Here is a 13,913-nt window from a genome sequence, read left to right as displayed (position 1 = left end):
TCTCCTTTCTAGATTATACTTTTACAACTTGAACCTCGTCTTTACCCAGTAAAATCAAGTATTTCTCAATATTTTCAATCGAATAGGCTCGAGATAAAGCCTCTCCGTATAGGGCTAACTGACCACGATAGCGGTCTATGAGTTGACTTGGATCATCATAGCGATCTGTCTTATAGTCGAACAGAATAATCCTGTCTTCATAAAGTAGATAGCCATCAAGGATACCACGGACAACAAAGTCTTCCTGACTCTTTTGGTCTCGTTTGAGCATGGAGAAAGGTTGCTCACGGTAGAGATGGTTGGTATGAGCGAGAATTTCCTGACCAAGTGCTGTATCAAAGAATGAAAGAATTTTAGCAAGATTGATCTTGTCTCTGACAGCTTGGCTAGTTTGAACTTGTTTGAGAGTTTCTGTCAGGCTAGCAAGTGTTGGTCGCTGACTGAGGTCCATTCTCTGCATCAGTTCGTGGGTAGCACTACCAATCTCAGCTCCTGTTACCTTTTCTTTGGTTGAAAAATCTGGTAAATCAAAGCTGATTTTCTTGCCTACTGACTGACCTTGACCTGCAATCTCAACACCCTCCATATCCATAACAGGTTCATAGAATTTCTTGATTTGACTTGGGGTTTGAACACTAGGAAGTTCAATGGCTGCACGGTGAAGAGTATTATAAACTTCCACCTCCTTCAGCATTTCAAGAGCTTCTTTAATGGTTTCTGACTGACGATTGTCTGTTTGGGAGCTAGCTTGGAGATTACTCTTGGTTTCCAACTGACCAATAGCTTCTTTAGTCAGCTGATCTTCGCCAATAAAATGATAACTAAAGTTGAGATGATCCTTGGCAAATACCTTGCTGATAGCCCAAATCCAATCTTGGAAATTCCGTGCTTGCAGTCTAGTATTGCTATTTAGTTTCCCATTTTTGGCTGCTGGGTATTCCTTGGATTCCAACTTTTCACGAGAACCTTTACCGACAAGATAGAGCTTTTTCTCAGCCCGTGTCATAGCAACATACAGTAGACGCATTTGCTCAGAATAGCTTGCCAGCTGTAATTCTTCTTCGTTCTGTCTATAGGTCAGACTAGGAATGGAGAGTTTGATGGTTTTAGGATAGTGATCTTCCACTGCTCCTGTCTCCATTTTGGCAATATATTTGACACCAATCCCATTTTTACGGCTGAGAATGACCTCTGACATAGAGTCTTGCTTGTTGAAATCTTGATCCATATTGAGGATGAAGACGTAAGGAAACTCCAGCCCTTTACTCTTGTGGATGGTCATAAGCTCTACTGCATCTTTTGGCGGTGCGACGGCCACGCTTGCAAGATCGTGCTGGGCTTCTAAAACTTGGTTAATCATACGAATAAAACGCGACAAACCTTTGAAATTGCTCTTTTCAAACTGGTCAGCTCGCAGTGCTAGGGCATAGAGATTGGCTTGTCTAGCAGGACCATTGGGCAAAGCCCCAACATAGTCATAATAAAAACGGTCGTTGTAAATCCTCCAAATCAAGTCATAGAGGGAGTGGGTTTTGGCATACAAGCGCCAAGAAGCTAGTATATCCATGAATTGCTCTAGTTTTTCAGCTAGAGCTGTGTGAATCAAGCCTTTTTGACTACTTGCCAGTTTTTGAGTATTGACCAGTTTCTCATAGAGATTCTCTTGAATTTTATCATCTGCTTTCTGAAGGGACAAACGTGCTAACTCGTCTTCGTCAAATCCAAACATTGAAGACTTCATAAGGGCAACCAAGGCGTAATCTTGCAGGGGATTGTGAATGACACGAAGGGTGTCTAGCATGACTTGCACTTCTAGGGATTGGAGATAATTGTTTTGCTCTCCGTCAGTTTTGACAGGGATCCCATACTCAGACAGGGCGAGGAGAATCTGGTCATTACGACTGCGACTGGAGGTTAGAAGGGCAATTTCCTTAAAGGTAACACCTTTTTCCTGATGAAGTTTAAGGATTTCCTTGATAACTAAGCGCATTTCACCTGTTAGTTTCGTTTCTGCCTGCCCCTCTTCTTCCTCACTTGTGTCGTCCTTATCGTAGATGAGAAATTCTGCCTTGTTGTCTGGATTAGGAGTCAGTTTGGTATTGGCAAAAACAAGCTGGTGCATGTTATCATAGTTGATTTCGCCGACCTCTTGGTCCATAAGGCGTTCAAAAACATCATTGGTTGCTGATAGCACTTCGGAACTACTACGGAAATTTTCCTTGAGGAGAATGAGCTTGCCCTCTTTTGGATTTTGCGCATAGCGTTGGAACTTTTCATTGAAAATCTGCGGGTCTGCCTGACGGAAACGATAGATAGATTGCTTGATATCTCCCACCATAAAACGGTTGTGGCCATTAGAAAGTAATTCCAGCATCCGTTCTTGAATATGGTTGGTATCTTGATACTCGTCTACCATGACTTCATGGAAGCGCTCCTGATAAGCCTCACGGACTTGCGGAAAATTCTCCAAAATCTCAATGGTATAATGGCTAATATCAGCGAATTCAAAGGCGTTTTCCTGGCGCTTACGCTGACGATAAGCTTCCACAAAATCACTCATGAAAGTTTGGAAAGTCTTAGCTAGTTCCCAGGTCTCTCCATGATAACGTTCTTGATAGTCGAGAATGGTTATCTGGTCTGACAGTTGTCCTAGTTTAGCAAACTGGGACTTTCTCTCTTCGTTGTAGGCATCAGCCAGGGGCTTCAAATCAGCCTTACGACTGGCATTGGTCAGAGCTCGACCGTTTTTCTCTTTCGAAATCGCGACAACACGCGCAAGCACTGCTTGGTAAGCCGGACTATCGGATTCCTGATTTAGGGAGCCAATTTCATCCAGAATCAACTGGACATTTTCTAAATAGGGAGCCTTAGGAAACTCCTTGGCATCATTATCCAGATGATAACGGAAAAAGCTTTCCAAATCCCAAAGGGCTTGCTGGATTTGCTCAGTCAGTCTTTCTTTTTCACTGCTAAAATCAGCGTTTTCAAAGCCTTTGAGGAAAGATTCACTCAGCCATTTTTGAGGGTTGCTGGTGGATTGGAGGAAGTCATAGATTTTATAGACCTGCTGGCGCAGACCACGTTCATCCTTGCCGCGCCCTGCAAAATTTTTCAGCAAATGGCTAAACTTCTTTTTCTGCTTACCTTGGTAATGGGCTTCAAAGACCTCATGGAAGACTTCATTTTTTAGAAGGAGTTGCTCGCTCTGGTTTTGTAAAATCCGGAAATTAGGCGCAATATCAAGCAGATAGCCATGTTTGCCAAGGAATTTTTGTGTGAAAGAGTCCATGGTACCAATGGCTGCGTTGGGTAGGTCTGCCAACTGGTGTCCTAAGTGTTGTTTGAGCTCGACATCACTACTTTCTTGGATTTGTTGGCTGATTTTTTTCTCCAAACGTTCCTTAAGCTCTGTGGCAGCCTTGACGGTAAAGGTTGAGATAAAGAGTTGAGAAATTTCGACACCACGCGCTAACTGATCCAGAATACGCTCGGCCATAACAAAGGTTTTACCAGAACCAGCCGACGCTGAAACCAGGATATTTTGACCAGAAGTGTAGATGGCTTCAATTTGCTCGGCAGTTTTCTTTTGTTCCTTGCTCGAATTTGCTTCAGTTTCTTGCAGTTTTTGAATCTCCTCCTCAGTTAAAAAGGGAATAGACTTCATCGATTCAACTCCTCTCTTATTTTTTCAAACCAAGCTTGCTTGAGTTTCTCTCCGACCAGACGTTTGCCGTCAGCCAAGTTCAACTTTTCTAGGAAACGGGCTTGGCCCAAGTGGTAATTGGCTTCAAATCCTGTGATGGCTTGATGTTGCTGAACATACGGTGCAATACTTCTGCCATTTTCAGTATAAGGGTTAATGGCGAACTGACCTGCTAAAATCTTCTCAGCTGCTTTCTTGTAAAGATGGGCATTGTAGTCCAGTAGGAGCTGGAATTCCTCCTCCGTCAGCTGATTGGCCTTGTTTTTATTGTAAAATTCGCCCAAATGATTGCTTTCTTTTTCTAAAAAGAGCCCTTGGTATTTCATTGACTTGCTAGCTTCTACTACTGCACCTGCCAGACTTTTAACGGCCATCAGAGATTGGACGGGCTCAGCCATTTCCAAGTACATGGCACCGAAAAAGTTCTGTTCCCCCTCTCTTTTTAGGGCAGCTAGATAGGTTGGCAGTTGGGAATTGAGCCCATTAAAGAAATGAGGAAACTGGAACTGGGTCAGACTGGATTTGTAGTCTACCACTCCAATCGCTCCATCAGCTTTCAAACGATCAATCCGGTCAACCTTACCTCGTACAAAGACACTGCGTCCATTGTCCAATTGAATAAAGGCTTGCTCTTTCCCACCGAAATTCTCTTCCTCTTTGATGGTTTCGATGGCTGGATTGTGTCGGAGAATATGTCCAGTTGTCCGTGCAACATCAAGCAAAACTTCCTTGGTAAACTGGGCTTCCAAACTTTCCTGATAAATAGCCTCAAATTCCCGCTCTTGACTGGTTTCTTGAATAGCCTGTTCCAGACGTTGGTCAAAGGAATCTTCATCAGGCAACTGCAAGGCACGTTCAAAAATGCGGTGCAAGAAATTCCCATGACTACGGGCATCAGGACGCAAACGTAATTCCTCCTGCAAGCCTAAAACGTAGCGGAGGAAATAACTGTATTCATTGCGATAAAACTCCGTCAAACCAGATGTAGAGAGGTAAAATTCCTGTTCAGCAGGATAGAGAGCCTGTAAGGTGTCCTTTGCTAAAGGTTTACTGCTTGGGCTGGTTGGGATGGCAGGATTTTCCAGACCTTGCTGGTCTAGTTTTTTACCCATGACACGCGCCAGAACCTTGACAAAGGTCAAATCTTGACCAGCATCTCTCATCTCGCCCTGCTGGTGATAGGCAACCAGACTAGACAAAAGACTGTGATAGGACCCCATATCCTCCTTAGATAGCCCTTTGTGATTCATCCTTTTCTCTTTCCGCCTAAATCCAAAATGGACCAACTCTTGAAGATAGGCAGATTCCTTACTTTCACTTTCATTAAAAAGGCTTGGAGATGACAAGACCAACTGCTTACGGGCAGAATTGACCAAGGAAAGCATAGTATAGCGATTTTTCTTAAGATTTTCACTGCTGGCAATTAGCAATTGCGCCCCATCTTCTGTCGCTTGGTTTAGGCTCTGTCTTTCTTCGTCTGTCAAAAGACTGGTATTTTGCGCGATTTTTGGTAAATTGTCCTGAGTCAGTCCAATAGCATAGACAAAGTCAGCAGTCAGTGGTGCAATCAAATCGTAACTCTGCACCAGAACAGTATCCACTGTCGCTGGAATAGTGTGATACTGAGACAAACTCATTCCAGAATGGAGCAAGGCTAGGAAGTCTTCTAGACTAACTAGTGAACCAGCAAAAACAGTCGCAAATTGTTCTAAAACGTGACAGAATGCCTTCCAAACTTCGGCTTGTCTTTCCTGTTCTAGGACTTCCATGGTGGCTGTCAAATCTTGTAACTGCTTAGTTACTGCTCCTTCTTTTAGAAAGACATTCCACTTTTGCAAGAGATTTTCAGACTTTTGTTTTCGGCTAGCAAAAAGAGTCTCAAGAGGTGTTAAAACACGCAGACGAAGAGCATTTAAACGTTCCAGATTAAATTTTCCATGATGGGATTTGGTAAAGGTTCGCTGAAAGGCTGGCAAGCCATTGATACCAAGATAACGGATATATTGCTCAAAAGCATCAATATCCGCTTGGCTAAGATCAGTATACAAACCTGTTCTGAGAAGATTTATCAAATCTTCTTGACGGAAACGATAGCGTTTTAAAGCTAAAATAGACTCAACAAACTGTGTCAAAGGGTGGTGCGCCATGGATTCGCTTTTGCCTAGATAGAAAGGAATCTGATACTGGTCAAAAATCGTTTTTAGAGATAACTGATAAGAAGCTACATCCCCCAAGAGAATACGAAAATGCTTGTAGCTCAGGTCTGAGTTCTCATGCAATTTCTGACGAATGCTACGGGCTACTAGCTCCAACTCTTCCTTTTGCGTCAAGCAAGACCAGATTTGTAAGTTTTCACGGTCCTTATCATCAATTTCCAAGGAAAGTTCTGAAAAGTCATAGGACGATTCCAATAAACGAGAGACCTTGTCAAAACTATCCATCTTCTCATGAGTCTGAGAACGGTCTTGAGCAGGCGTTTGGTATTTAGAAGCTAGATGATGGAGAAACTCCACACTGGCTTGGTAGAGATTGCCTTCAGCGAATGGGCTAGTATAGGCTTTCTTACTAGCATAAGCCCCAATAACAATCTCAACACCCTTAGCATAAACTAAGTCCACAATCCGCTCCTCCTCAGCAGAAAAACGGGTAAATCCATCAATGACTAAGGCGATTTGAGTAAAATCACTACTAACTTTGTTATTCTCAATAGCATCAATCAATTGAGACAACTGACTTCCTTGAGCCAACTGGCCTTGATTGAGATAGGCCGTTACCTTCTCAAAAATCAAGAGTAAATCAGATCGCTTGTCCTCATCCGTCAAACTCTCCAAGTCTAAAAAGTTCATCTGAGCCTTGGTCATCTCGTGGTAAAACTCAATCAACTGCTGGATAAATTGAGGATCTTGCTTGATAGCGCCATAAACACGTAAATCCTTAGGATCAAGTTCGGCAAGGCATTTGTAAAAGGCCATCCCAAGACCAATATCATCAAGACTGATCTTGGCAGGCAAATCATTCAAAATCAGGTAACGAGCCATTTGAGTAAAGCGCGTGACGGTAATCGCAAAAGAAGCCTGCTGGGACAAGCATTCCAGCACGGCGCGTTCCTTTTCAAAAGAAAGAGAGTTAGGAGCGATATAGAAGACTCGCTTGCCAGCAGCAACTAGCTCTTCTGCTTCTCTAGTTAGAACCTCGGTCAAAGAAGTCCGAATATCAGTATAAAGTAATTTCATCTCTGCCTCGTTGGAATTTTTCATTACCCTATATTATACCATGATTAGTCTCGTAAATCTGTTAAAATATTTAGGCCATCCTTTCTTTTATTCATCATCTGCTAAATCTGCTAGATCTTAAATACTTAATTTTACTTGTATTATAGATAGAATAAATCTGCCTACTGAAAATCACATAATGAAAAAAGCCTCGGTAACAAGGCTTTGAGTTTTATGATTGTTTCTTAGGTACGGAATACACTTCAATGTGTTGTCCTAGTACCTTGATGTCGACTGGTAGATTATCTGATTTATCGCCATCAACATCCGACTCTAATTCGATATCAGAAGAAATTTTAATAGTACGTGCCTTTATATATTCAATATTTTCATTCTCTACAAGATCTCCTTTTAACAAATCCGGAATCAAAGATAATTTAGAGAATATAGAAGCATCTTTCAAAATTAGAATATTTGCATATCCATCCTTGTTTTCTTCAAAGATTTTTTTATCTGCAAAATAATTTGTTAGAAGTACTAAAACATGACTTGCTTCCCCAAGGTAATTTCCATTTTCGGTTTCAACTTTAATGTTAAAGACTTGATCTGTCATGACAGACTTCATGGTATTAACTGCATAAGCCAAGATACCAAATTTCGTTTTATCTTCAATTTCAACATTATGAATGGCTTCAGGGAGAGACCCGATACTAAAGATATATCCAAAATAGTGACCATTTGCTTTTCCGATATCAATCTTATCAGTTAAATTGAAATCTAGTTCTTCAATAGCTCCGTCAATATCTTGATTGATTTCTAAAAGTTTTGTAATCAGGTTACCAGTACCACCTGGTATAATTCCCAGTTTAGGAATATAGTCCCTTTCAGCAATCCCTGAAATAACTTCATTGACTGTACCATCTCCACCAAAAACTAGAATTGATTCATATCTTTCTCTAGCAGCTTCTTCTGCGAAATTTGTAGCATCTTTGGCTTTTTGAGTAATTTTAGTTTCCACATCATCAAAATACTCTCTTGCTTTATTCTCCAGCTTCTCTTTGTAATCTAAAGCTTTTTCTCCTCCAGAAGTTGGATTGATAATTAGCATTATTTTTTTCACTCTGTATTTTCTCCTTAAAATTGAAATAGAAAGGTTATTCTCGATGAAAATCAAGGCGTAAACTAGGGAACTAGCTGTAGACTACTCACGACACTGTTTTGAGTCTGTATATTAGCCTGACGTGGTTTAAAAAGATTTTCTAAGAGTATTAACCTGATGACACATGATATTTGCGTATATTGCTATTATACAATGAAATGTTAAAAAATAGAAATAAATTGCTTTTAATATCGGTTTTTATCTCATATTAAAAAATGATCTATTTTTTACTAGTAGGTTGTTCTTAATCATCCAAATTAGTCTCTCTCCTCCACACGATGGAATATAGTTTGTAGATATTATTGCTATTTTCTAGTTCCGGATAAAGATAAAACTCACTTGAAAGAATATTTTCCCCATATATAAGTCAGTCTTTGTCTGACTAGCTACTAGCAGATAGACGAGTTAATGTTTAGTGTCTATTTATGAAAATAAAAATACTTCAAAAGTCAGTTCAGCTAAGGATGAAAAAACTCAATTTTTAAGAGAATATGAAATGATACTCAATCAAAATCAAATAGCAAACTAAAAAGCTAGCCACAGCTTGCTTAAAGCAGGACTTTGAGGTTACAGATCAAACTAACGCGGTCAGCTCAAGACACTGTTTTGAATGTGTAGATTAGACTGACATGGTTTGAAGAAATTTTCGAAGAGGATGAATATCTCTATAATAAAAGGCATATTATCAAGTGTTTTTGATACCTGATAACATGCACTTTTCTGATTTTAAAGATTTTGCCAGTTTTATTATCATTTAAGATAAGACGCTTCCATCATGTTTTGCATCATCATCAACAAACTGTTCTTTTACCAAATCCTTGATATCACTTTTGATACTTTTAGTATCTATAATAGAATCTTCACCGAGTTGGTGAAATGTCGCTTTATCTCTAATAGTATATTCTTGTTCATCGTCATATTTTTTAGTTATCAATCGAATCATCTTTCGTCTTAAAGATTTTTCCCCTTTGATGTTTCCTCTTTCTTTTATCCATGCCACTGCTAAAATGACCAGCATTAGACAACCGACATAACCTAAAAGAGGATACATAATGGAGACTAATTCTTTAAATCCCATAAAAGATAAACCATATCCTATAGCGACCGTAGCAATTAGAATAGGGTAAAAGCGCTTAGGTTTGTTTGAAGAGAAACGTTTTGCCAAGGCATAAAATAAACTGAAAGCTGTATTAAAAATAAGTCCAAAAATAATTAGAGCATACAACAAAGAAAATAGAGGATGAATTTGCTCCGCAATGGTTAACATAGGAATATCAACAGTTGAAACAAGTTTTATATTGGCGTATAAAATACCAGTTGCTACGGTAATAATCAAACTAACTACAAGTCCACCTAAGAGACCACTTTTTTCCGCAACACCAATTCTCATGACAGAACCTCCTAAGACAAATGCCATGGATACACCAGTCATAACAGTTAGTGCGAAATAATTTAGTAAAGAAACCCATACATTGGGCATCGGAGAAGAAAGTGTAGCTGTGATTGCTTCTAATTCTTCAAAATCAAAACTTTTCCCTACGAAAGTATGGACTGCCATAATGATAATCATGACAAAGACCAAAGGAGTAAATATCCCAAGAACGCTGGTAATCTTTTCAAAATTAAGAAAACTGACAATAATGACCAAGATAGCACAAATCAATCCTCCCAACCAAAATGGCAAACCAAATTGTTGGTTAAGGTTTGAACCAGCCCCAGCAATCATAACAAAACCAATTACAAAGCAGGAAACAATTAAAGCAAAATCAAGAATCTTATTAGTAATAGGCCCGGCAATTTGGGAAAGAACTTCAAAATGATCATTTGAACGGAAATAACTTCCTAAGGTAATGATAATTTTACCAAAAATAACACTTATGATTCCAAGAACAATCGTTCCAATGATACCCCATTTACCAAAACTAACAAAGTATTGCATTAAATCTTGGCCTGAAGATAGTCCAGCACCAATAACAACGCCTACATAAGCCAATGCTATATTTAAAATACGTTTTAACACTATTTTCTCCTAACCGTTATCACTACAATCAATGATTGTCTATTTAGTATACTATTTTCTTATATTATTGTCAAAAATATAGGTATTAGAACCATGTACATAGAAATATTTCTGTACGATATAGCAAGATAACACAAGGACTAGTCAGCTACTAATCAAACTTCTATCCTCCTAAATTGTTTGGAGATATTAGCTGCTCTTACGTCAGACAAATATCACAAAGATAGCAAGACATTAGACATCCACACAACATTCAACCGATACATTCCAGATGATGACGGTACTAAGACTTTTGCAAGATTTCGAACTACCCACTTAACTAAAAGAGAAATTGAGATACTAGACAAAATGATTGAACTGAACCAGCTCAGTGAAAATACTGACCTAAATTGGTACAAAAGCACTCGTATATTCGTCACAAACATTGGTAGGCCAATCCATAGTTCTATTCTAAGTAAATCTCTCCATCAAACAAACGAACGCCTTAAAAAACCAATCCCCAAACATCTGTCCCCTCACATCTTCAGACATACAACTATTAGCATTTTAGCTGAAAATAAAATTCCTCTAAAAACAATCATGGACAGGGTTGGCCATTCTGATTCTGAGGTCACCACTTCCATCTATACCCACGTCACAAAGAACATGAAAGATGAAGCAATCAATGTACTGGATAAAGTTATGAAAAAGATTTTTTAAAAAGTTTTGCCCCTTTTTTGCCCCCTAAATACAAAAATAGCCCTTCGGATAAAATCCGAGGGGCTATAAACGTTGTTAAATCAACGATTATTTCTTAAGGTTGTAGAATGATTTCAATCCACGGTATTCAGCTACTTCACCAAGTTGGTCTTCGATGCGAAGCAATTGGTTGTATTTAGCGATACGGTCTGTACGTGAAAGTGAACCAGTCTTGATTTGTCCTGCGTTAGTTGCAACTGCGATGTCAGCGATTGTTGAATCTTCAGTTTCACCTGAACGGTGTGATACAACGGCAGTGTAACCAGCTTCTTTCGCCATTTCGATAGCGTCGAATGTTTCAGTAAGAGTACCGATTTGGTTAACTTTGATAAGGATTGAGTTAGCAGCACCTTCTGCAATACCTTTTTCAAGGTAAGAAGTGTTTGTTACGAAAAAGTCGTCACCAACCAATTGAACTTTACCACCAAGACGTTCAGTAAGAGCTTTCCAACCGTCCCAGTCATTTTCATCCATACCATCTTCGATAGTGATGATTGGGTATTTGTTTACCAATTCTTCAAGGTAGTCGATTTGTTCTGTAGCAGTACGTACAGCTGCTCCTTCACCTTCGAATTTAGTGTAGTCGTAAACTTTACGTTCTTTATCGTAAAATTCTGATGAAGCACAGTCAAATCCGATAAATACGTCTTTACCAGGAACATATCCAGCAGCTTCGATAGCAGCAAGGATAGTTTCAACACCGTCTTCAGTTCCTTCAAAACGAGGAGCAAATCCACCTTCGTCACCTACGGCTGTTTCCAAACCACGAGATTTAAGGATTTTCTTAAGAGCATGGAAGATTTCAGCACCCCAACGAAGAGCTTCTTTGAATGATGGCGCACCAGCAGGTACAATCATGAATTCTTGGAAAGCGATTGGAGCGTCAGAGTGAGAACCACCGTTGATGATGTTCATCATTGGAGTTGGAAGAACTTTAGTGTTGAATCCACCAAGGTAGCTGTAAAGTGGGATTTCAAGGTAGTCAGCGGCAGCACGAGCTACAGCGATAGACACACCAAGGATTGCATTCGCACCCAATTTACCTTTGTTAGGAGTACCGTCAAGAGCGATCATAGCACGGTCGATAGCTTGTTGATCACGTACATCGTAGCCAATAATAGCTTCAGCAATGATGTTGTTTACGTTGTCAACAGCTTTTTGTGTACCAAGACCACCGTAACGAGATTTGTCACCGTCGCGAAGTTCAACTGCTTCGTGTTCACCAGTAGAAGCTCCTGATGGAACCATACCACGTCCGAAAGCACCTGATTCAGTGTAAACTTCTACTTCAAGTGTTGGGTTACCGCGTGAGTCTAGGACTTCGCGAGCGTAAACATCAGTAATAATTGACATTTTTTACTCTCCTTATGAGTTAAATTTTTTACACCTCTATAATACCTTAAAACACCTCCTTTTTCAAGAAAAAACGTTATCTTTGTGCAAATTTTCCTTAACTTTATAAAGTAATCGCTTTCTTTTGTCTGTTTTATTCTATCTTTTATGATATACTGTTTTCATGACAGATTTATCAAAACAATTACTTGAAAAAGCTCATGGTGGGCCAAAATTAAATCCGGATGAGCAAAGACGCTATCTTGGTACCTTTGAGGAAAGAGTTCTTGGATATGCAGATATTGACACAGCAAATAGCCCTCAGTTAGAAAAAGGTTTTTTATCTATTTTAGAAAATCTTCAGGAAAAAGCAGAGCCACTATTTGTAAAGATTTCACCAAATATCGAATTTGACAAGCAAGTTTTCTACTTAAAAGAAGCTAAAGAAACTGATAGTCAAGCTACCATCGTATCTGAAGAGCATACTTCTTCTCCTTTTGGCCTGATTATCCATAGCAATGCACCAGTACAAGTAGAAGAAAAGGACCTTCGACTTGCTTTTGCAAAACTTTGGGAAGTTAAAAAGGAAGAACCTGCCAAAACATCCTTATGGAAGAAATGGTTCGGCTAAATCTTACTCAGACTTAATAAACGCCCAATATTGGCAGCCGTGTGCTCCAGATAGAGACTGGCATTTTTCAAACTATCTTCTAAAGGTTCACATTTCTCCAAAATAGAAAAGGCAGCTTGGATATTTTCAAATGGTAAAGGAGGTAAATCGTCAGCAAGACTACCACAAATAGCAATGACAGGAACTCCGACAGGGGTTCTTTTTGCAACACCTATAGGCGCTTTACCTGCTAAACTTTGACGATCTAGCCTTCCTTCTCCTACAACTACCAAGTCAGCATGTGAAACTTTCTTATCAAAGTTAATTAAGTTCAAGCAGGTATCAATCCCAGATACGATTCTTGCTTGAGCAAAGGCACACAAACCGCCAGCAATGCCTCCACCAGCTCCTACTCCTTTAATTTCCAATGTTACAGGTGAGGCTTTTTCATAAAAATCTTGGATTGCCTGATCTACGACTGCAAACATAGTAGAATCTAGGCCTTTTTGTTTTCCAAAAATATAGGTCGCACCTTGATGACCACATAAGGGACTCACGACATCTGCTAAAATACGAATTTGCACATCTTCAGGAATTTCACAGCGATTTTCTGTTGACATAGAAGCTAAGTTTAATAAGGACTGACCGCAAGTGGGCAAGACATTTCCATCCCTATCATAAAATCGATAACCTAAACCAGCAGCGATCCCAATTCCTCCATCATTACTGGCCGTACCACCAACACCGATATAGATTTCTTTAATCCCTTGAGCAATGAGATGACGAATCAACTCTCCAATACCACAAGTCTGGATTTGAAGTGGATTTCGTTTCTCTATCGGAATTTTTCCAAGGCCAACTAAATCAGCAACTTCAAATAGTGCCAGTTGTTCTTTTTGAAAATAGCGCATGGTTTCTTTTTGACCAAAAGGTCCTGTCACTCGGATCCATTTTTCTTCAAGGTCAAGAGAATGTCGAATGGAATCTACTGTACCTTCTCCCCCATCACCAACAGGGCAGAGGAGACATTCTACATCTGCTATCGATTGTTGGAAGCCTCTTTTTATTGCTTCAGCTACCTCTTCAGCGGTCAAGCTTTCCTTAAATGAATCTGGTGCAATTACAATCTTCATATTTTC

The 13,913-nt window shown here is 39.6% G+C and carries 8 protein-coding genes; 2 read left to right on the top strand and 6 right to left on the bottom strand.

Translation table 11 applies throughout. The features are described from left to right. Positions 1–13: 13 nt before the first annotated feature. The 4 genes from addA to OVN23_RS00115 form a co-directional block, all read right to left on the bottom strand. Positions 14–3,664 (bottom strand): helicase-exonuclease AddAB subunit AddA, encoded by a 3,651-nt coding sequence (gene addA, locus OVN23_RS00130; protein WP_267240020.1) that lies wholly within the window; start codon positions 3,662–3,664, stop codon positions 14–16. Then, entirely contained in the window at positions 3,661–6,936 is a 3,276-nt protein-coding gene (gene rexB / locus OVN23_RS00125) for an ATP-dependent nuclease subunit B (RefSeq protein WP_267240019.1), read from the bottom strand. Before rexB ends, addA begins: the two co-directional genes overlap by 4 nt. 211 nt (positions 6,937–7,147) lie before the next feature. Next, the gene (locus OVN23_RS00120; protein ID WP_050253051.1) at positions 7,148–8,035 is read right to left on the bottom strand and encodes a diacylglycerol/lipid kinase family protein; all 888 of its coding nucleotides are present in this window, start codon (positions 8,033–8,035) and stop codon (positions 7,148–7,150) included. 793 nt (positions 8,036–8,828) lie between these two features. After that, positions 8,829–10,094 (bottom strand): hypothetical protein, encoded by a 1,266-nt coding sequence (locus OVN23_RS00115; RefSeq protein ID WP_164226178.1) that lies wholly within the window; start codon positions 10,092–10,094, stop codon positions 8,829–8,831. A gap of 348 nt (positions 10,095–10,442) precedes the next feature. On the opposite strand from OVN23_RS00115, the gene OVN23_RS00110 reads away from it, so the two are divergent. Beyond that, positions 10,443–10,793, top strand: a complete 351-nt coding sequence (locus OVN23_RS00110; RefSeq protein ID WP_267240018.1) for a tyrosine-type recombinase/integrase — start codon at positions 10,443–10,445, stop codon at positions 10,791–10,793. An 87-nt stretch (positions 10,794–10,880) separates the two neighbouring features. Here the strand turns inward: OVN23_RS00110 and eno are convergent, their stop codons facing one another. After that, entirely contained in the window at positions 10,881–12,185 is a 1,305-nt protein-coding gene (gene eno / locus OVN23_RS00105; protein WP_112443688.1) for a surface-displayed alpha-enolase, read from the bottom strand. 163 nt (positions 12,186–12,348) lie between these two features. Between eno and OVN23_RS00100 the strand changes: the two genes are divergently transcribed. Next, positions 12,349–12,795 (top strand): YueI family protein, encoded by a 447-nt coding sequence (locus tag OVN23_RS00100; protein WP_061439426.1) that lies wholly within the window; start codon positions 12,349–12,351, stop codon positions 12,793–12,795. Here OVN23_RS00100 and OVN23_RS00095 read toward each other — a convergent pair. Further along, the gene (locus OVN23_RS00095; protein WP_267240017.1) at positions 12,792–13,907 is read right to left on the bottom strand and encodes a glycerate kinase; all 1,116 of its coding nucleotides are present in this window, start codon (positions 13,905–13,907) and stop codon (positions 12,792–12,794) included. The genes OVN23_RS00100 and OVN23_RS00095 overlap by 4 nt on opposite strands. Positions 13,908–13,913: the final 6 nt, after the last annotated feature.

Source organism: Streptococcus sp. Marseille-Q6488, from assembly GCF_946902925.1.
Lineage (GTDB): Bacteria > Bacillota > Bacilli > Lactobacillales > Streptococcaceae > Streptococcus.
The sequence above is the reverse complement of the archived record's forward strand: the minus strand, read 5'-3'. Positions and strand labels throughout refer to the sequence as shown.

What these genes read in the sequence shown, in the direction of transcription:
- OVN23_RS00110 (WP_267240018.1), top strand. Translation starts at nt 10,443, where the DNA reads ATGATTGAACTGAACCAGCTCAGTGAAAATACTGACCTAAATTGGTAC.
- rexB (WP_267240019.1), bottom strand. Translation starts at nt 6,936, where the DNA reads ATGAAATTACTTTATACTGATATTCGGACTTCTTTGACCGAGGTTCTA.
- OVN23_RS00095 (WP_267240017.1), bottom strand. Translation starts at nt 13,907, where the DNA reads ATGAAGATTGTAATTGCACCAGATTCATTTAAGGAAAGCTTGACCGCT.
- eno (WP_112443688.1), bottom strand. Translation starts at nt 12,185, where the DNA reads ATGTCAATTATTACTGATGTTTACGCTCGCGAAGTCCTAGACTCACGC.
- addA (WP_267240020.1), bottom strand. Translation starts at nt 3,664, where the DNA reads ATGAAGTCTATTCCCTTTTTAACTGAGGAGGAGATTCAAAAACTGCAA.
- OVN23_RS00100 (WP_061439426.1), top strand. Translation starts at nt 12,349, where the DNA reads ATGACAGATTTATCAAAACAATTACTTGAAAAAGCTCATGGTGGGCCA.